The organism is Ralstonia soli (genome assembly GCF_023955655.1).
In the GTDB taxonomy this organism is placed as follows: domain Bacteria; phylum Pseudomonadota; class Gammaproteobacteria; order Burkholderiales; family Burkholderiaceae; genus Ralstonia; species Ralstonia soli.
Window position 1 is genome coordinate 333171 of sequence record NZ_JAMXHT010000003.1, and the last position, 20109, is coordinate 353279.

Consider the following 20109-nt stretch of genomic DNA (forward strand, 5'->3'; position numbering starts at 1 on the left):
GACGGGGGGAGCAAAAGAAGGCGCCGAAAACTGTACAGAAAGCGCCACGACAAAGTGTACAGGTACTGTACAGACACACTTCGGTAGGATCAAGGTCAGAAATCTGCAACCCGTCAATCGGAGACCTCACCATGCCCACGCTCAAGCGCTTTGACGAAGACGCCTACCGCACCACCTGCGACGCCACCGTCATCGCCGTGCACCCGGAGGGCATCGAGCTGGACGCCACGGTGTTCTACGCCCGCAGTGGCGGCCAGGCGGGGGACACCGGCACGCTGGTCCTGGGTGACGGGCAAGCCGTGGCGATTGCCGACACCGTCTATAGCCCGGATCGCCAGACCGTGCTGCACGTGCCGGCCGAGGACGCGGACCTATCCCGGCTCGCGCCCGGCACGCCGGTGACCGCCGCCATCGACTGGGAGCGCCGCCACCGGCTGATGCGGCTGCATACGTGCCTGCACCTGCTGGGCTCGCTGATTCCTGTGCCGGTCACGGGCTGCGGCATCTCGCCGGATTCCGGGCGCGTCGATTTCGATCTGCCCGAATCGACCCTGGACCGCGACACGCTCACCACACAGCTCAACGAACTCATCAGCCGCAACACGCCGGTGCGCATCGACCTGATCACGCCGGAAGAACTGGCCGCGCAGCCTGAACTCGTGCGCACCGTCGGCGCGGCGCCACCGGCGGGCGCGTCGGCCATCCGCATCATCCATATCGACGGCATCGACCGCCAGCCCTGCGGCGGCACCCACGTGCGCGCCACCGGCGAGATTGGGCGCGTGGTCGTCACCAAGATCGAAAAGAAGAGCCGCCAGAACCGCCGCGTTGCTGTGGCATTTGCGGACTGAATGGACGCCCGCCATGAGCAAGTCAGCCACCCTGCCCCTGCACCACACACCGGACCACGCTGAACGCCGCGGCCTGCTGCTCGGCTTCGTCGGCGTGGCCATCTTCAGCCAGACACTGCCATTCACGCGCATGGCCGTGGCCGAGTTGGATCCCACGTTCGTCGCACTGGCGCGGGCTGTACTGGCGAGTGTGCTGGCGCTGGGTCTGCTGGCAGCCACGGGCGCGTTCTCTGCCGCCAAGCGGCCACGTGGCGGCCAATGGTGGCAACTCGCTGTCACGGCGATGGGCGTGGTGGTGGGGTTTCCGCTGTTTTCATCGCTGGCGATGCGCGATGTGCCGGCCGCGCACGGCGCCATCATCACCGGCCTCCTGCCGTTGACGACAGCCATCTTTGCTGCGTGGTTCGGGCGTGAGCGGCCTTCGAACGGGTTCTGGCTGTGCGCGGTGGCGGGCAGCGTGCTCGTCGTCTCGTTTGCGCTGCTGCAAGGTGCGGGCGCACTCCATCGCGCCGATTGGCTGCTGTTCGCCGCCATGGTGACCGGCGCCCTGGGGTATGCGACCGGCGGCCGGCTCGCACGCGAACTGGGCGGCACGCAGACAATTGCCTGGGCGCTGGTCATCTCGCTGCCCGTGCTGCTGCCGATGGTGGGCGCGCTGGCGTGGTTGCCGTCCACGCACCAGGCCGAAGCGCTGGCGCATGCATCGGCCCGCGCCTGGGTTGGGCTGGGCTATGTGTCGGCCTTCTCGATGTTCATCGGCTTCCTGTTCTGGTATTCGGGCCTGGCCGCGGGCGGTGTTGCGCGGGTCGGCCAGATACAATTGCTGCAACCTTTCATGACGTTGATCGGCGGCTGGCTGCTGCTGGGCGAATCGCTCGATGCGCCCACCGTGCTGTTTGCGCTGGCAGTGATTGCCGTGGTCGGCATCGGCCGGCGGACATCGGTACGCCGATAGCGTCGTGTTCCATATTTGTTCACCCAACACAAGGAGTCTTCATGTCCGCCTCGCACGACGCCCAGGCCAAGCTCAAGCAACTCGGCATCGAACTGCCCGCCGCCGGCGCCCCGGCTGCCGCCTACGTCATGGCCGCGCAGACCGGCAACCAGGTCTTCCTGTCCGGCCACATCGCCAAGAAAGACGGCAAGCCCTGGGTCGGCAAGCTGGGCGCCGACATGACCACCGAAGAAGGCAAGGCCGCCGCGCGTGCCATCGCCATCGACCTGCTGGCCACGCTGAACACGCACCTGGGCGGTGATCTGGGCCGCGTCAAGCGCATCGTCAAGGTGATGAGCCTCGTCAACTCCACGCAGGAGTTCACCGAGCAACACCTGGTGACCAACGGCGCCTCGGAGCTGCTGGCTGAAGTGTTTGGCGACGCAGGCAAGCACGCCCGCAGCGCCTTCGGCGTCGCGCAGATCCCGTTCGGCGCGTGCGTCGAAATCGAGCTGATCGCCGAAGTCGCTTAAGCGTCGCATCGGTCGGGCCTCACGCCTTTTGAAGCCGAGACCCGGCCTGCTATCCTCGCTGTTTTTCCCACCTGTGGTGCCCGCTCACGAGGTGGGTACCGCGCAACACTAGGACCACACCATGGACCACACCGCCTGCACCTTCTCCCACCGTGCTCAAAAACTGACCAGCTCGGCGATCCGGGAAATCCTCAAGATCACCGAACGTCCCGAGGTGATTTCGTTTGCCGGTGGCTTGCCCGCCCCGGTCACCTTCCCGGTCGAGGCGATTCAGGCGGCGTGCGCCCGCATGTTTGCAGACAATCCGCAGGCCGCCTTGCAATACGGCCCGACCGAAGGGCTGTCCGGCCTGCGTGAATGGATCGCCCAGCGCCATGGCACCACGGCCTCGCGCGTGCTGATCACGACGGGCTCGCAGCAGGGGCTGGATCTGCTGGGCAAGATCTTCATCGACCCGCAAAGCAAAGTGCTGGTGGAAACGCCCAGCTACCTGGGTGCGTTGCAATCGTTCTCGCTGTTCGAGCCGGCATACGCGTCGGTGCCCAGCGACGATCAGGGCCTGCTGCCCGAGGCGCTCACGCCCGAACTGACGGCCGGTGCGCGCTTCTTCTACACCATCCCGAACTTCCAAAACCCGACCGGCCGCCGCCTGCCGCTGGAGCGCCGCCAAGCCCTGGTGGCCCGCGCGAAGGAACTCGGCGTGCTGCTGGTGGAAGACGACCCGTATGGTGAACTGAGCTACACCGGCGACCAACTGCCCTCGCTGCGCTCGCTCAATCCGGACGGCGTGGTCTACATGGGCTCGTTCTCGAAGATCCTGGCGCCGGGCATGCGCCTGGGCTACATCATTGCGCCCGAGCACATCCACTTCAAACTCGTGCAGGCCAAACAGGCTGCCGACCTGCACACGCCCAGCTTCACGCAGCGCGTGGCGTATGAGGTACTGAAGACGGGCCTGCTCGACACGCACATCCCGACCATCCGAGACCTGTACGGCAAGCAGTGCGAGGCGATGCTCGATTCGCTCAAACGCCACATGCCGGCCGGCGTGCACTGGAACCGCCCGGAAGGCGGCATGTTCATCTGGGTGGAAGTGCCGGAAGGCATCGACACGATGGCGCTGCTGGAAAAAGCCGTCGCGCGCAACGTGGCCTTCGTGCCGGGCGCGCCGTTCTACGCCAATGCGCCGCGCCGCAATACCCTGCGCCTGGCCTTTGTGACCGTGCCGCCGGAGCGCATCGAACAAGGCGTGGCCGTGCTGGGCGAACTGCTGGGCGCGGAAATTGCGGCGCTCACGCCCAAGGCTGCCTAACTCAAGTCGTTCATCACTCAATCCATCAAGAAAGGAGCCGTCGTCGATGTTGCGGATCTGGGGAAGACTCTCTTCGGTCAACGTGCAGAAAGTGGTCTGGTGCGCGCGCGAGCTATCACTGGACCATGAGCGCATCGACGTCGGCGGCGCCTTCGGGGGCGTCGACACGCCGGAATTCAAGGCGATGAACCCGAACGGCATGATCCCCGTCATCGAAGACGGCTTGAATGATTCGGGGGATACACGCTTCGTGCTGTGGGAGTCCAACGCCATCGTGCGGTATCTCTCTGCGCGTTACGGCCCGGGCAACCTCTACCCGCTCGAACTGCACGAACGTGCCGATGCCGACCGCTGGATGGACTGGCAGACCACGTCGTACAGCCCGTCGATGGTCGATGCGTTCCTGCAGCTCGTGCGCACGCCCGAAGACCAGCGCGACGCCGAACGCATCGCGCGCTCGCGCCAGGCTGCCGAGCGCAGCACCGCCGTGCTCGAAGCCGTGCTGGCCAAGCAGCCCTACGTGGCCGGCCAGCGCTTCACCATGGCCGACATCGTCTGCGGCTGCGCCACGCACCGCTGGCTGGGCTTGCCCATGGACCGCCCGTCCCGCCCGAACCTTGAGCGCTGGATGGCCGAATTGCGCGACCGGCGCGCAGCGCAGGAAGTGTTGGCGCTGCCGGTTGTGTAAGCGCCAGACAAAACAACTGCGGTAGCATCCTCAACCGCGCACGGGACCTCCATCCCGGCGCGGTTTTTTGTTTTCACCGAGGGAAACCCGGATGCCATTGAACCGACCTTCCACCACCGTCGCCACGATCCTGTGGGGCGCGCTGTACCTGGTTGCCGCCATCGTGTCGCACCGGCTGAACGGGCCGGTCGACATGACGGGCTATCTCTGGCTGCCGGCGGGCGTGACCATGGCGGCATTCATGCTGCGGCCATACCGCGAATGGCCGGGGCTGGGCGCGGCGTTTGCCGTGGCGCAACTGGCGCTGGCGGCCATCGAACACACCAACCCGGCCCACGCGATGCTGTTCGTGCTCGACGAGGCAGGCAGCGCGGCGCTGGGCGTGGCGCTCGTGCGGCTGGCACGCGTGCCGCTCGAAGGGTTGTACTTCGTGCGCGCGATGCTGGCGGCTGGCGCGTTCAGCGCGGTGTTGGCAGCGCTGTTCGGCGCGGCGTGGTTTGCGTGGTCGCAGGGCGGTGCGTTCGGGCATGTGCTGCGCATCTGGGCCGCATCGGACTTTCTGGGCGTGCTGATCGTCACGCCTGTGCTGGCCGCGTGGTCGCGCTTTCGCGCATTCCGCTCGGGCGGCACTGACCGCACCGATTTCCTGCTCGGTCTGGCCGCCTTCATTGCGCTGGCGCTGGCGTCGTACCTGATCTTCGATGGCAACAGCGTGGCCAAATTCGGCGGCGGCATCGGCTTTGCGATGACGTATGTGCCGCTGTTCTTCGCCGTGGTGGTGGCCCTGCTGTGGGGCGGGCGCGGCGGCTCGGTGGCGGTGCTGCTGCTGACGCTGGTGGCACTCACGCAAACCGCAGAGGGCGATGGCCCCTTCGCCGCGCTGGATCAGCACTACGGCCAATCGCTGCTGGAAGCGCAGCTGTACATCGGCATCGCGGCGCTGCTGGTGCTGCTGGTGAGCGCGCTCAAGACCACGCGCGAGCAACTGCACGAGCAAAGCGCGCAGTGGCAGAACCGCGTGGAACTCGCGCTGGCGGCATCGAACCAGCTGGTCTACACCATCGACCCGGCCAGCGGCCGCATCGAGTGGGGCGGCGACGTGGTCCTCGCCTTCGGGCACGAGGCGGCGAGCATGGCGTCAATTTCGACCGTGCTGCAGCTCGTGCATCCGGACGACCGCGATGCGCTGCGCGCGCGCTGGCTGGGCGCTGCGCCGCTCGACGATGACGCCATCGCGCCCGCACGGCGTCAGCGGCTGCGCATCACCGCGCGCGACGGCACGCTGCACACAGTGGTGGATACGGGCGGCCCGCTGGCGGACGCCCTCGGCAACACGGCGCTGGTTGCCGGCACCTGGTCGGTCGAGTCCGCACGGTGACCACCGGGCAAGGCAGCACTGCGGTGCTGCTGATCCACGGGCTGGGCGGCACCGCCTACGACCTGGGCGTGCTGCAGAAAGCGCTGCGCAACGCCGGTGCCATCACGCACGTCCCGACCCTGCCCGGCCACGGCACACGCCCGGATGACCTGGTCGGCATGACGGCAGAGGCTTGGCTTGAAACGCTGGCGCAGGCGTATCGGCAGCTCGTCGCCGAGCACGCCACGGTGCATATCGCGGGCATGTGCATGGGCGCGCTGCTGGCACTGGTGCTGGCGCATCGCGTCCGGCACGGCATCGACCACGCGCAAGGCCGGCTGGCGCTGCTGGCCACGCCCATCCATATCGATGGGTGGTCGACCCCGTGGTATCGGGATCTGCGGCACGCGGTGTACCGCATTCCGGGCATGGCTGCGCGCATGCGTGTGGAAGAGGACGAGCCGTTCGGCATCAAGAACCCGCTGTTGCGGCGGATCATCAAGGCCAAGCTCGCGCGCGGCGACAGCTTCCACTATCCGTGGGTGCCGCTCGCGTGCATTCGTCAGGTGGATCGGCTGCGGCGCTGGGCAAAAGCGGCCATGCCCGAGACGCGTTGCGAAACACTGGTGATCCACGCCCGCGACGATGAACAGACCAGCCTGCGCTCCGCCGAGACATTGCAGGCCACCCTGCCCCGCGCCCGCACCGTGGTACTGGAAAACAGCTACCACATGATCTGCGTGGACAACGACCGAGAGCAGGTCGCCGCCGAGGTACTGGGCTTCTTCGGGTTCGATCCGGCAACGGCCAAGCGCAAGCGCGCTGCCACCACCGGATGATCGGGCGGCCGGCCCTGCATACGCATGGCCTGCAATGCCGCCTCAGAATACGCGGCCGAGCTGCAGATAGAAGTTCCACACACCCTGCGGCGCCGCTGCAAAACCGAAGTACAGCGGCCCGATCGGGCTATTGCCGCCGACGAACACGCTGCCGCTCTTCAGGTAACCGCCGCTGCCGAAGTTGTTGCGCAACTGCCAGACGTTGCCCGCCTCCGCGCTCAGGCCAACAACCGGCGCACGCAGGCCGAGCAGATCGTCGATGCGCAGGTCATAGAGATACGTCAGGCGCCCATACAACAGGTACTGGCCGTTGAACTGATCCTGCGCATAGGCCGACAGATGCTGGAAGCCGCCGAGGAAGAAGCCCTCGTTGGCGCCGCTGCCGCTGTTGCCGCCGTTCTCCCGCGTCGGGCTGTTGGCACCAAACTGCCCCGCACCCTCCAGGGCGACGTTGAACGTATGCCGCCCATAGCTCGTCGCCCACAACCCCTTGGCCTGCGCGGTGTTGTACTTTTTCTCCTGCGAGCCGAAACCGGCTTCCACGCTGCTGAACAGGTAATAGCCGCTGCGCGGGAACAGCGGATCGTCGAGCTGGTCCAGCGTCAGCTGCGCGCGGAAGGCAGGCTGACTGACGCGCAGATCGGGCAGGCTGGTCACGTTCACCGGGTTACCGGATGCGTCGGTCTCCAGCACCAGATAGTTGAACGTCGCCTTCTTGGTCACGTAGTTCGCGCCCAGACGCAGCTCGCCCTTGCGGCCCAGTGGGATGCCCAGGTCAACCCCGCTGCGCGCGGTCTCAATGGTCAGGTTGTTGAACGGCTTGGAATCCCGGGTGGGCGCCTGATCATCGGTATAGAAATCCGAGCGCCGCCGCGAATACTCCGCATATGGCGCAACGTAAAAGCCCTGCGCCTGCCACAGCGGCTGCCGCAGTTCGGTGTGCAGGCTCGCCCGGTTGCTGCCCAGCACGATGTCATTGCGCCACTCCAGCCCATTCTGGGTGAGCCACGGATACCGATGGCCAAGGTTGACGTTGAACGCGCCGCGCCCATCGAAGTTGGTCGACATGCCCATCCCGAACAGGAAGAACTGGTTGCCCCAGGACTTCTCGTGCGCGTCGATCTTGAGCACATGCACGCCGTTCTCATCCACCAGCCGCTGCGTCACGCTCTCGAAGTCGCCCGTGGTGGACAACGCCGAAAGGTCGCGGTTGAGCGCCTCGGCGTTGTAGGTGTCGCCCTCGTGCACGTTGAGCATCTGGCGCACACGCGCAACGGGCACCCGGCCGCTGGTGGTCACGTCGATGACGTCGATGCGCGCGCCTTCGGCCAGCACGCCGTGCGGCGTGTGCGCAGCGCGATAGGTCGCATAGGCCTGCGGCGACAGCGACAGCGCCGCCAGCTTGGCCATGGCGCCCTCCGCCGCCTTCTCGCCCTGCAGGACGCCCTGCGGGCCCTTGGCGAAATCGGTAAATGAAAGCTCGGAGAGCTGCGGCTCGATCAGCACGTCCTGCCCCCGCAACAGTGCCTTCTGCGCGCGCACGTTCTGGCCCACCAGGATGGTGATCATCTGCTGCGTCACCGCCGCCGGCGAAGCGAGGTCAGCCGGCCGCTGCAGATCCGTCCCGATGTTGACTGCAACGATGACGTCGGCCCCCATGTCGCGCGCGAGCTGCACGGGCAGGTTGCTCACCAGGCCGCCGTCCACCAGCGTGCGCCCTTCCACCTCGATGGGCGCGAACAGGCCCGGCACCGCCATGCTGGCGCGCATCGCCATCGGCAGCGAGCCATGGTCGAGGACGACCGCATCGCCCGTCGCAAGGTCGGTCGCCATGGCCTTGAAGGGGATGGGCAGGCTTGCAAAGCTGATGTTGTCGGGCCACTGCGCCGTCCAGTTCTTGAGCAGCGCCAGCAGGCGGTTGCCCTGCACCAGGCCCGCGGGCAGCCGCAGGTTGCCGTCGGCATAACCGGCGGACAGGCCGATCGGATACTGAAAGTCATCCTCGCGCAGCGATTGCGGCAGCTTGGCGCGCTCGTTGCGGTCAAACGCGATGTCGCTCAGGTTCACCTGCGAGAGCCGCGCCTCCAACTCATCGGCACGCAGGCCGCTGGCGTACAGCCCGCCCACCACGGCGCCCATGCTGGTGCCGGCAATCACGTCCACAGGCACGCGCATGCGCTCCAGCATCCGGAGCACACCGATGTGCGCATAGCCCCGCGCCCCACCGCCCGAGAGCACGAGGCCGATGCGCGGGCGCGTCGATTCCGGACGCTGCGGCTGTGTCGACACGGCCGCAGTCTGGCCGTACGCGATGAACGGTAGCGTGGCCAGCGCCACGAACAGCGCAAGCACGGCGGCAGGCAGCCGGGGGCCGTGGCGGCGAAGCGAGAAAGCCGTCAGGAAAGCCATGGAATGAAAACGAAATGGAGTGTAGGGGCGGCGTTGCAGGCGCAATCATTCCACAACCCGGATTTACCCGGTGCAATTGCCCCACGCCCCGCCATATGGCGCCCAAGCGGGGCACGCGGGCCGATGAATACTTTTCAGGGCGAAAGTGACAGAATATTGCCCGGACATCGACACGCTTGTTCCTACAATCCGCGTTTGCCCCGTCGCGCGGGCAACAGAAGACGTTCGGTATCGCCAAGAACTGAAACGCCCAGAAACAGGAGGAGATCAAGATGTGGAATCAAGTCTATGACCCGCTCGGCAACGCCCTGTGGTCGACCCTCGCGGCCGGGATACCGGTGGCGGTGCTGCTGTGCTCGCTGGCCTTCTTTCATATGCAGGCCCACCTGGCTGCGGGTCTGGCACTGATTGTCGGGATCGGCATTGCCTCGTTCGTGTTTGGCATGCCGGCCGCCATGGCAGGCAAGGCAGCGGGCCTTGGCATCGTCTCCGGCCTGTTCCCGATCGGCTGGATCGTTCTCAACATCATCTTCCTGCACCGGCTCACCACCTTGAACGGCTCGTTCAAGGTCTTGCAGAGCTCCATCTCGGGCATCACTGAAGACCGCCGCCTGCAGCTGCTGCTGGTGGCGTTCAGCTTTGGCGCGTTCTTCGAAGGCGCAGCGGGCTTCGGCACGCCGGTGGCCGTGACGGGCGCCATCCTGATCGGCCTGGGCTTCTCGCCGCTGGCGGCCTCGGGCCTGGCGCTGATCGCCAACACCGCGCCGGTGGCCTACGGTGCGCTGGGTGCGCCGCTCATCGGGCTGGCTTCGGTGACGGGGCTGGACTTGCTGCAGCTCTCGGCCATGGTCGGTCGCCAGTTGCCGTTCTTCTCGGTGCTCGTGCCGTTCTGGCTGATCTGGGCGTTTGCCGGCTTCCGCGGCATGCTGCAGATCTGGCCGGCGATCCTGGTGGCCGGCGTGTCGTTCGCCATTCCGCAGTTCCTGGTGTCGAACTTCCACGGCCCGTGGCTGGTGGACGTGATTGCCGCGCTGGTGTCGATGGGCACGCTCACGCTGTTCCTGAAGGTGTGGAAGCCCAAGACCATCTGGACGTCGACCGCCCTGCGCAACCGTGAAGACAACTCCCGCGTCGACCCCGAAGCCGCCGCCGAAGCGCGCGATGCCACCACCGCCACCGACGGCAAGATCAGCCGCATGCAGGCCTGGCTGCCGTGGGTGATCCTGACCATCTTCGTGTTCATCTGGGGTGTGCCGCAGTTCAAGGCCATGGTTGATGGCATCTGGCAGTTCAAGTTCCCGATCCCGGGCCTGGACAAAATGGTCGTCAAGGGCCCGCCGGTGGTCGCCAAGGAAACGAAGGAAGGCGCCGTATTCCTCTTCAACGTGCTGTCGATGGCGGGCACGGGCATCCTGGTGTCGGCCATCGTGGGCGGCCTGCTGATGGGCTACTCGGTGCCGCGCATGGTGAAGGAGTACTGGAACACCATCAAGCTCACGCGCTATTCGCTGCTGACCATCTGCGCGATGTTCGGCATCGGCTACCTGACCCGCTACTCGGGGCTCGATGCCACGCTGGGCCTCGCGTTCGCCCACACCGGCGTGCTGTACCCGCTGTTCGGCACGATGCTGGGCTGGCTGGGCGTGGCGCTCACCGGGTCGGACACGGCATCGAACGTGCTGTTCGGCGGCCTGCAGAAGACCACGGCCGAGCAGCTCGGCCTGTCGCCGATCCTCATGTCGGCGGCCAACAGCGCGGGCGGCGTGATGGGCAAGATGATCGACGCGCAGTCCATCGTGGTGGCCTCCACCGCCACCAAGTGGTACGGCCACGAGGGCGACATCCTGCGCTACGTGTTCTTCCACTCGATCGCGCTGGCCTTCCTGGTGGGGTTGATGATTACCCTGCAGGCCTACGTGGAGCCGTTCACGCGCATGGTCGTGCATTGAGATCGCCGCACTGTCTGCACAAGGAGCCGCTCAACCGAGCGGCTTTTTTCATGCCGCCCTGCCGCAACCGGCCCCCAACGGACTTCGCACACGCCGAGCTCTGCACTCCGAGCACTGAGCAAAATCACTCGCACGCCGAGCACTGAGACCCGATCGCCGAGCAAAATCACTCACGCGCTGAGCTCTGAAACCCGAACACCGAGCAAAAACACTCGCGCGCCGAGCTCTGAGACCCGAACGCCGATCAAAAACACTCACGCGCCGAGCCCTGAGACCCGAGCGCCGAGCAAAATCACTCGCGCGCCGAGCTCTGAAACCCGAGCGCCGAGCAAAATCACTCACGCGCCGAGCTCTGAGACCCGAACGCCGAGCAAAAACACTCGCGTACGCCGAGCTCTGAGCTCCGATCACGGACAAAAAACACGCACGCGCCGGACGCCGTGCTCGAAACGCCGAGCAAAAACACCCAAACGCCGGGTTCTGAGCCCCGCACGTCGAGCAAAATCACCCACGCACCGGGCTCTGAGCTCCGCACGTCGAGCAAAATCACCCACGCGCCGAGCTCTGAGCTCCAAGCGTCGAGCAAAAACAGCCGCGTGCCGAGCTCTTCGCTCCGAATGCCCAGGCTCAGGCAAGGGTTCTTTCCCGCGCGTATCATGGGCCGCTCTCTTACGCGCACGCCCCGCCCTGGGGCGTCGGTCTCCTTCCCCCCGATCCGACATGCTGCTGCGCCGCCTGGAAAAGCTCATTGATCCGTTCCGCCCCCTGCCCGACAACCAGCCGCCGGGCGACGTGTGGCGTTTCTATGCCCACTTCCTGCGCGAGGTCCGTGGCGTCTTCGCGTTTCTGCTGCTCGTGGGGCTGCTGGGCGCGCTAATCGAGGTGGCGCTGTTCGACTTCCTCGGCCGCATCGTCGACATGATCCAGGCGACACCCGGGGATGTGTTCTTTGCACGCCACCGCAACGAACTGCTGTGGATGGCTTTTGTCGCGTTGATCGCGCGGCCGGTGATCTTCGGCCTGCACGATGTGCTGGTGCACCAGGTCATCAACCCGAACCTGTCGAACCTGATCCGCTGGCAGAACCACCGCTACGTGCTCAAGCAAAGCCTGACGTTCTTCCAGAACGACTTTGCCGGCCGCATTGCCCAGCGCATCATGCAGACCGGTTTTTCACTGCGCGACTCCGCCGTGCAGTCGGTGGATGCGCTCTGGCACGTGGTGATCTATTCGATCAGCGCGCTGGTGCTGTTCGCCAAGGCCGACTGGTGGCTGATGGTGCCGCTGCTGGCGTGGATCGGCTGCTACATCGCCGCGCTGAGCTATTTCGTGCCGCGCGTAAAGGCGCGTTCAGTCATCGCCACGGAGTCGCGCTCCAAGCTGATGGGCCGCATTGTTGATGGCTATACCAACATCACCACGCTCAAGCTGTTCGCGCACACGCAGCATGAAGAGGCGTATGCGCGCGATGCGATGGCCGAGCAGACCGACAAGACGCGCCTCTCGGGCCGCATGATCAGCGGCATGGATTTCACCATCACCGCCATGAACGGGCTGCTGATTGCGGGCACGACGGCCCTGGCGCTGTGGCTATGGAGCCAGGGCCGCGTGAGCGCCGGCACCATCGCGCTGACCACGGGGCTGGTGATCCGCATCAACAACATGTCGGGCTGGATCATGTGGGTGGTCAACGGCATCTTCGAGAACGTCGGCCAGGTGCAGGACGGCATGCAGACCATCGCCCTGCCGCGCACCGTAACGGACCGCCCCGACGCCAAGCCGCTGCACGTTACGCGGGGTGAGGTGCGCTTCGAGCACGTGGGCTTTCACTACGGCAAGGGCGGCGGCGTGATCGAAGGGCTGGACCTCGTGGTGCAGCCGGGTGAACGCATTGGTCTGGTGGGCCCGTCAGGCGCGGGCAAGTCGACGCTGGTCAATCTGCTGCTGCGCCTGTACGACGTGGAGCGCGGCCGCATTCTGGTGGATGGCCAGGACATCGCGGCGGTGACGCAGGAAAGCCTGCGCGAGCAGATCGGCATGGTCACGCAGGACACGTCGCTCTTGCACCGCTCGATTCGGGAGAACCTGCGCTACGGCAAACCGGAGAGCACCGAGGCGGAACTCATGGAAGCCGTGCGCCGCGCGCGTGCCAGCGAGTTCATCCCGCACTTGTCTGACGCGCAAGGCCGGCGCGGCTTCGATGCGCTGGTGGGCGAGCGCGGCGTGAAGCTCTCGGGCGGGCAGCGCCAGCGCATTGCCATCGCGCGCGTGCTGCTCAAGGATGCGCCGATCCTGATCCTGGACGAGGCGACGTCTGCACTGGACTCCGAAGTCGAAGCCGCCATCCAGGAGAGCCTGGAAACGCTGATGCAGGGCAAGACGGTGATTGCGATTGCGCACCGGCTCTCGACCATCGCGCGCATGGACCGGCTGGTGGTGCTCGACGGCGGCCGCATCGTGGAGAGCGGCACGCATGCCGAACTGCTGGAACATGGCGGGCTGTATGCCCGCCTGTGGGCGCACCAGACCGGCGGCTTTGTGGGCGTGGACTGAGCGTTACGACAGACGGCGCCCCAGCGTTTCGGGCACCATCGCCAGGCCGATCAGCGACACCAGCCCGCACCCGATCACGTACAGCGCGGGCGCATTGGCGTTGCCGGTGAGGTGGATCAGCTCTGTCGAGAAGAACTGCGCAAAGCCGCCGAAGATGGCGATGGCCACGCAGTAGGCGATCGACAGCCCGGTGGCGCGCAGGCGCTGCGGCAGCACCTCGCTCACGAGCACCATCGAGGCGGGCGAGGTCATCGACATCGGCACCGACAGGCAGCCGACCACGATCAGCAGCCGCGCAAGCGACGGCTCTGCATTGATGAGCGCGAAAGCCGGATAGATCATCACCAGCAGCGCGACGCGCGACCACAGCACCACCTTGCGGCGCCCGACCTGGTCTGCGAGCCAGCCCGCGAACGGCGACAGCAGCACCTGCACGAGTGCCGCGATGCACGCCGCCCAGATGCCCAGCGACAGCGGCATGTGCAGCACGCTCACCGCGTAGTTGCTGAGGTAGTAGACGATGATGTACGTCGACGAAGCCACGCCGATCATCAGCAGGATGCTCGCCACCAGCGCGCGGCGGTGTTCGCGCAGCAGCGGCAGCGTTGCATCGGCTTCACGCGTGCTCGGCGGTGCGGCAGTTTCCTCCAGGCGGCGGCGGATGATGAGGCCGACCGGGATCACGAGAATGCCGATCAGGAACGCGAGCCGCCAGCCCCACGCCTCCAGCGACGCCGGCGCCAGTACGTTGCTCAGCAGCAGGCCCACCAGCGCGCCGAACAGCGCCGCGAGCCCCTGGCTGAACGGCTGCCAGCTCGTGTAGAAGCCGCGCGACCGATCGTCGGCGTATTCGAGCAGCAGCGCGGTCGAGGCGCCCATCTCACCGCCGATCGCGAAACCCTGCACGAGGCGCGCGAGCACGACGAGCACCGGCGCGAGGATGCCAATCTGCGCATACGTGGGCGTCACCACGAAGATCAGGGACGACAGGCCCATCAGCCACAGCGTGAGCGTCACGGCCGGCTTGCGGCCCGCGCGGTCGGCGTACATGCCGATCAGCAAGCCGCCGAGCGGCCGCATCAGAAAGCCCACGCCAAACGTGGCGAACGACATCAGCAACTGGCCCGTGGCGTTGCCGACGGGGGAGTACAGCCGGCCGATCAGCGTGGCGAAGAAGCTGTAGACCACGAAGTCGTAGAACTCGAGGCCGTTGCCGATGGTGATGGCGACAATCGCGCGCGTGCGCGACAACGGGCGCTCGGAAGCGGTCGACTGCGCGCCAGTGGCGCGGTCGTACGCCGGGGCGGTGACATGGTTTGACATGGGGTCTCCTTGGGGAATGGCTGTCCGGCGACGTGGAGCGACTCTCCTCTTTCCGCATGCCGGAGGGAGAGCCGTCGTGACGCTCTTTTAGGTCGGGTTCAATCGGCTGAACTCAGGCGCCGCGTGCTTCTTCTGCCAGGGTGCCCGCTGCGTCCGGCTTGACGCGGAGATACCACGCCGCCGACATCAGCACCACCCAGCCGGCACCGACGTACAACGCCACGCGGGTGTCTTCCACATAGCCCAGCACGCCGATCACGAACAGCATGAAGGCGATGGCAAGCGCCGGACCCACCGGCCACAGCGGCACCTTGAACTTGAGCGCGCGCACTTCCTCGGCCGACAGCCGGCGGCGCATGGCCACCTGCGAGAGCAGGATCATCAGCCACACCCACACGGTCGCGAAGGTGGCAATGGACGCGATGATCAGGAACACGTTCTCCGGAATCAGGTAGTTCAGCACCACCCCACCCAGCAGCGCGCCGGCCATGGTGAGCACCGTCACCCAGGGCACGCCGTGGCGCGACGTGGCGGCAAAGATGCGCGGCGCCTGGCCCTGCTCGGCCATGCCATACATCATGCGGCCCGCGCCGAAGATGTTGCTGTTGATGGCCGAGATGGCCGCCGAGATGACGATCACGTTGAGGATCGCCGCCGCAGACTTGATGCCCAGGCCCGAGAAGATCTGCACGAACGGGCTGCCCTGGCCGTCGATGCCCGTCCACGGGAAGATCGCCATCAGCACGCACATCGTCAGCACGTAGAACAGCAGAATGCGCGCGGGCACAGCGTTGATCGCCTTGGGGATGACCTTGTCGGGGTTCTGCGCTTCACCGCCGGTGATGCCGATGATCTCCACACCGCCGTAGGCAAACATCACCACCGCCAGCGCGGCGACGAGACCGCCGACACCATGCGGCAGGAAGCCGCCGTGCGTCCACAGGTTGCTCAGGCCGGGCGCGTGCTCGCCGTTCATCTGCACGCCGAGGAACAGGATCGCGATGCCGCCGACGATCATCGCGCCGATCGCCACGATCTTGACCAGCGCGAGCCAGAACTCCATCTCGCCGAACACCTTGACGTTGCACAGGTTCAGCGCGCAGATCAGCATGACGATGCCGAGCACCCAGATCCACTGCGGCACATCGGGAAACCAGAAGCCCATGTAGATGCCGAAGGCGGTCACGTCGGCCAGGCAGACGATCACCATTTCCAGGATGTACGTCCACCCGGTGAGGAAGCCGGCGAGCGGCCCGAGGTTGTCGCGCGCATAGCGCCCGAACGAGCCGGAGACGGGCTGGCGCACCGCCATTTCGCCCAGCGCGCGCATGACCATGTAGACGGCCGCGCCGCCGATGATGTACGCCAGGATCACGGCCGGCCCGGCGAGCTGGATGGCCGATGCGGAGCCGTAGAAAAGGCCCGTGCCGATGGCAGAGCCGAGCGCGAGAAAGCGGATGTGCCGCGCGCGGAGGTTGCGTTGGAGGTGTTTCAATCTGTCTCCTGGACTGGATGGGGCGAGAACTCCCCGGAGCCGTGGTCACGGCGTGCGGATCTGCGTCCGCTTCCGCACCGGTGCGGCGCGAGGCCCGATCTGCCGTAGCACGGTGGTCGGCGCTTTCCCGGTGACGCGATGAAAACGTCAGCCGATGCATGGCAATCACGGTACATACAACATATCGAGAGTGCGGATATTCTTGTATATACAAGTTTACAAGAATTAGGGAATTCCCCAGGTTTTGGGAAATGCGAAGCCGCCGTCACCTGCGTTGTTCAGGTTGCGTGGAAGGAAATGAAAGAGATCAAACCGCCTGCGGGAGCGCCAAGAAGCGCTTTGGCGGTACGTTTCAGACCCAGCCCAGCCCGCCGACCAGCGCGCCAAGCCCCACCAGGATCAGCGGATGTACGCGGGTGAAGGTGCAGGCCACCACGGTCGCCACCGTCAGTGCGACGGTGCCGAAGCTGTTGTCGGCGCCACGCGCCAGAATCCAGCCCGTGGAAAACAGCAGGCCGATGGTGAGCGGGGCCAGGCCGCGACGCACCAGCCCGATCCAGCGCGCATCGGGCGAGCGGTGCATCACCCGCGCGATGACACCGGCAATCACGCACGACGGGCCGCAGATGCCGACCAGCGAGGCAATCGCCCCGCCCAGCCCTGCCGCCTGCCAGCCGAACAGCTCGACGAAGAGCACATTCGGCCCGGGTGCGGCCTGCGAAATGGCGTACATGGCGCTCAACTGCTCGCTGGTCATGTAATGGCGCGTATCGACCAGGAAGCGGTGCATGTCGGGCAGCGTCGAGCTGGCCCCGCCGATGGCGAGGAACGACAGCACCAGGAAGTGCCAGAACAGATCGAAGACGGTGGTGAGGTACGTCACCGCGTGGCCCTCCACTCCAGCACGAGCGCGAGCGGAATCAGCACCAGCATCACCGGCAGCAGCGGCCACTGCAGAACACCGATCGTCAGGACCACGGCCAGACCGATGCCGATGGCGCGCCACGTGCGCGACTGCCCCTGCGCCAGCTTGACGGCCGTCGACAGCACCAGTCCCGCCGCCACCGCCGCCATGCCCTTGAGCAGGTTCTGCACCAGTGCCAGCGCGCTGAAGTGGTCGTACAGCATGACGATCAGCAACAGCACCACGGCGGGCACGAGCACCAGCCCGCCCATCGCAGCCGCCGCACCGCGCACACCGTGGTAGCGGTAGCCGAGCATCACCGAGAGGTTGACGATGTTCGGGCCCGGCAGCACCTGGCCCAGGCTCAGCAGCTCGGCAAACTCGGCGTTGGACAGCCAGCGATTGCGGTCGACGATGCCGGCGCGCGCAAATGGCAGCACGCCACCGAAGCCCGACAGCCCCATCCGTGCAAACTCGGTGAAGAGCTTGCGGCAGGAGGGAACGTTTGCGACTGCGTCAGCAGCGGCGGCGGGCTCGGCGTACGGGTCGCTCATCGGGTCAGGTGGTGAAATCAGGCAGCTTCCGGAGCGGGCTTGGGCAACGACAGCTTCGGATCGCGCAGCTTGGGCTCCAGCGTCTTGCCCTTGCGTGCGCGCTTGCCGGCGTACGGCTCCTGAGTGCGGGTCGTCATGGTCTGCTCGACCGCCTTGCCGCCGCGCGGGCCGGTGCCCGAGAGGACGAAGCCGGCCGCACCGAATGCCAATGCCTGGAGCAGCGATTCGTTCTTCTCCAGCTCCATCAGGATCACGCCACGGCCACCGCTGGCGAGGGTCTTCAGCTCGCTGATCTGGAACAGCAGCATGCGGCCGCCTTCGGACAGACAGGCCACGCCATAGGCATCGGCCGGCGCCGGTGCGGGCTTGTTGGGCTGGTCGCCCTCATCCAGCGTGAGGAACGCCTTGCCGGCCTTCTGGCGGCCGACCATGTCGCCCACCTTGGCCAGGAAGCCGTTGCCGCCGCGCGTGGAGATCACCAGGTTCTGCTCGACATGGCCGGCGAACGTGTGGGCGATGTGCGTGCCCGGTGCGAGTTCGATCAGCGTGGTCAGCGGCACACCGTCACCGCGGCCGCCCGGCAGGTTGGCCACGGCCACGGAATAGACGCGGCCCGTGCCCTTGTCGTCGCGCGTGCCGAAGATCAGCAACGCATCGGTGGTGCGGCATTCAAACGTGTCGTACAGCGTGTCGCCTGCCTTGAAGCCGAACTGCGTGGCGTCATGGCCATGGCCCTGACGCGTACGTACCCAGCCCTTCTGCGAGACGATCACCGTCACCGGTTCGTCGACCACCTTCACCTCGGCGGCGGCACGGCGCTCTTCCTGGATGAACGTGCGGCGATCGTCGCCGTATTGCTTCGCGTCGGTCTCGATCTCCTTGATGATGCGACGGCGCATCATGGTCTCGGACTTCAGCAGCACGTCCAGTTCGCCCTGCTCTTCGCGCAGGCTCTTCAGCTCCTGCTCGATCTTGATGGCTTCCAGGCGCGCGAGCTGGCGCAGGCGGATTTCCAGGATGTCCTCGGCCTGGCGGTCGCTCAGGTTGAAGGCCTGGATGAGCGCGGCCTTGGGCTCGTCGCTCTCGCGGATGATGCGGATGACATCTTCGATGCGCAGCAGCACCATCTGCCGGCCTTCGAGGATGTGGATACGGTCTTCCACCTTGCCCAGGCGATGCCGCGTGCGGCGCGTGACCGTGGCAAAACGGTAGGCGATCCACTCGCGCAGGATCTCGGCCAGGCCCTTCTGGCGCGGGCGGCCATCCATGCCGATCATCACCAGGTTGATGGCCGCGCCCGATTCCAGCGACGTGTGCGCCAGCAGCGCGTTGGCAAATTCCTGCTGGTCGAGGTTCTTGCTCTTGGGCTCGAACACCAGACGCACCGGCGCGTCCTTGCCCGACTCATCGCGCACCGCATCGAGCAGGCCGAGCATGGTCTGCTTCATCTGCAGCTGATCCGGCGACAGCGACTTCTTGCCCGTGCGCACCTTCGGGTTGGTCAGCTCTTCGATCTCTTCCAGCACCTTCTGCGACGAGGTGTTGGGCGGCAGTTCGTTGACCACCAGTTGCCACTGGCCGCGTGCGAGTTCTTCGATCTTCCAGCGTGCGCGCACCTTCAGGCTGCCGCGGCCGCTTTCGTACACCTGGGCGATATCCGCCGCCGACGAAATGATCTGCCCGCCGCCCGGGAAGTCCGGGCCCGGCATGTACTGCATCAGGTCGGTGCTGGTGAGCTTGTCGTCGCGGATGAGCGCCACAGCCGCGTTGGCGACTTCGCGCAGGTTGTGCGACGGAATCTCCGTCGCCATGCCCACCGCAATGCCCGATGCGCCGTTGAGCAGCACAAACGGCAGGCGTGCCGGCAGCAGCTTCGGCTCGTCCATCGAACCGTCGTAGTTGGGGACGAAATCTGCGGTTCCCTGGTCCAGCTCTTCGAGCAGCAGGCGCGAGATCGGCGTGAGGCGCGCTTCGGTGTACCGCATCGCGGCAGCGCCGTCGCCATCGCGCGAGCCGAAGTTGCCCTGGCCGTCGATCAGCGGGTAGCGCAGCGAGAAATCCTGCGCCAGGCGCACGAGCGCGTCATAGGCCGATTGGTCACCGTGCGGGTGGTATTTACCCAGCACGTCGCCCACTACGCGCGCCGACTTGACCGGCTTGGCATCGGCGCGCAGGCCCATCTCGTGCATCGCAAACAGGATGCGGCGCTGCACGGGCTTCTGGCCGTCGGCCACCTCGGGCAGCGCACGGCCCTTGACCACGCTGATGGCGTAGTCGAGATAGGCGCGCTCGGCGTAGGCGCCAAGCGTGAGCGCTTCGGCCGGCTCGCTGGGGTCGAAGAGGATGTCTTGTTGTTCCATGGAGGCTCAAGCGAAAGCGGCGCGCTTCAAAGGTGCGGCGCCGCCAGA

The 20109-nt window shown here is 66.2% G+C and carries 15 protein-coding genes; 9 read left to right on the forward strand and 6 right to left on the reverse strand.

The window, feature by feature from the left end; all coding sequences use genetic code 11:
• Positions 1-131: 131 nt before the first annotated feature.
• From NG900_RS08570 to NG900_RS08600, 7 genes are all read left to right on the forward strand, one after another.
• Positions 132-851: an alanyl-tRNA editing protein gene (locus tag NG900_RS08570; RefSeq protein WP_252679231.1), complete on the forward strand. Its 720-nt coding sequence runs from the start codon at positions 132-134 to the stop codon at positions 849-851.
• Between the two features lie 13 nt (positions 852-864).
• Positions 865-1806, forward strand: a complete 942-nt coding sequence (locus tag NG900_RS08575; RefSeq protein WP_252679233.1) for a DMT family transporter — start codon at positions 865-867, stop codon at positions 1804-1806.
• A 41-nt stretch (positions 1807-1847) separates the two neighbouring features.
• On the forward strand, positions 1848-2318 hold the full coding sequence (locus NG900_RS08580; protein ID WP_252679235.1) for a RidA family protein: 471 nt from the start codon (positions 1848-1850) through the stop codon (positions 2316-2318).
• 121 nt (positions 2319-2439) lie between these two features.
• Positions 2440-3630, forward strand: coding sequence for an aminotransferase-like domain-containing protein (locus NG900_RS08585; protein WP_252679237.1), 1191 nt, complete (start codon positions 2440-2442; stop codon positions 3628-3630).
• Positions 3631-3676: 46 nt separating this feature from the next.
• The gene (locus NG900_RS08590) at positions 3677-4318 is read left to right on the forward strand and encodes a glutathione S-transferase family protein (RefSeq protein ID WP_252679238.1); all 642 of its coding nucleotides are present in this window, start codon (positions 3677-3679) and stop codon (positions 4316-4318) included.
• A 91-nt stretch (positions 4319-4409) separates the two neighbouring features.
• Positions 4410-5696: an MASE1 domain-containing protein gene (locus tag NG900_RS08595; RefSeq protein WP_252679239.1), complete on the forward strand. Its 1287-nt coding sequence runs from the start codon at positions 4410-4412 to the stop codon at positions 5694-5696.
• The gene (locus tag NG900_RS08600; RefSeq protein WP_252679241.1) at positions 5693-6514 is read left to right on the forward strand and encodes an alpha/beta hydrolase; all 822 of its coding nucleotides are present in this window, start codon (positions 5693-5695) and stop codon (positions 6512-6514) included. The genes NG900_RS08595 and NG900_RS08600 overlap by 4 nt, the downstream gene beginning before the upstream one ends.
• 42 nt (positions 6515-6556) lie before the next feature.
• Here the strand turns inward: NG900_RS08600 and NG900_RS08605 are convergent, their stop codons facing one another.
• A complete protein-coding gene (locus tag NG900_RS08605) occupies positions 6557-8923 on the reverse strand; it encodes a patatin-like phospholipase family protein (RefSeq protein ID WP_252679243.1) in 2367 nt (788 codons plus the stop codon).
• A 272-nt stretch (positions 8924-9195) separates the two neighbouring features.
• On the opposite strand from NG900_RS08605, the gene NG900_RS08610 reads away from it, so the two are divergent.
• Both NG900_RS08610 and NG900_RS08615 read left to right on the forward strand, forming a co-directional pair.
• Positions 9196-10872 (forward strand): L-lactate permease, encoded by a 1677-nt coding sequence (locus NG900_RS08610; protein ID WP_252679245.1) that lies wholly within the window; start codon positions 9196-9198, stop codon positions 10870-10872.
• A 720-nt stretch (positions 10873-11592) separates the two neighbouring features.
• The gene (locus NG900_RS08615) at positions 11593-13425 is read left to right on the forward strand and encodes an ABC transporter ATP-binding protein (RefSeq protein ID WP_252679248.1); all 1833 of its coding nucleotides are present in this window, start codon (positions 11593-11595) and stop codon (positions 13423-13425) included.
• Positions 13426-13428: 3 nt separating this feature from the next.
• Here NG900_RS08615 and NG900_RS08620 read toward each other — a convergent pair whose 3' ends face one another.
• The 5 genes from NG900_RS08620 to parC all read right to left on the reverse strand — a co-directional run bounded on the left by NG900_RS08620 (position 13429) and on the right by parC (position 20061).
• Entirely contained in the window at positions 13429-14748 is a 1320-nt protein-coding gene (locus tag NG900_RS08620) for an MFS transporter (protein ID WP_252679251.1), read from the reverse strand.
• A gap of 112 nt (positions 14749-14860) precedes the next feature.
• Entirely contained in the window at positions 14861-16243 is a 1383-nt protein-coding gene (locus NG900_RS08625) for an amino acid permease (protein WP_252679254.1), read from the reverse strand.
• 352 nt (positions 16244-16595) lie between these two features.
• Positions 16596-17126, reverse strand: coding sequence for a chromate transporter (locus tag NG900_RS08630; RefSeq protein ID WP_420804132.1), 531 nt, complete (start codon positions 17124-17126; stop codon positions 16596-16598).
• The gene (locus NG900_RS08635) at positions 17123-17701 is read right to left on the reverse strand and encodes a chromate transporter (protein ID WP_252679258.1); all 579 of its coding nucleotides are present in this window, start codon (positions 17699-17701) and stop codon (positions 17123-17125) included. Before NG900_RS08635 ends, NG900_RS08630 begins: the two co-directional genes overlap by 4 nt.
• Positions 17702-17718: 17 nt before the next feature.
• Positions 17719-20061 (reverse strand): DNA topoisomerase IV subunit A, encoded by a 2343-nt coding sequence (gene parC, locus NG900_RS08640; protein WP_252679260.1) that lies wholly within the window; start codon positions 20059-20061, stop codon positions 17719-17721.
• Positions 20062-20109: the final 48 nt, after the last annotated feature.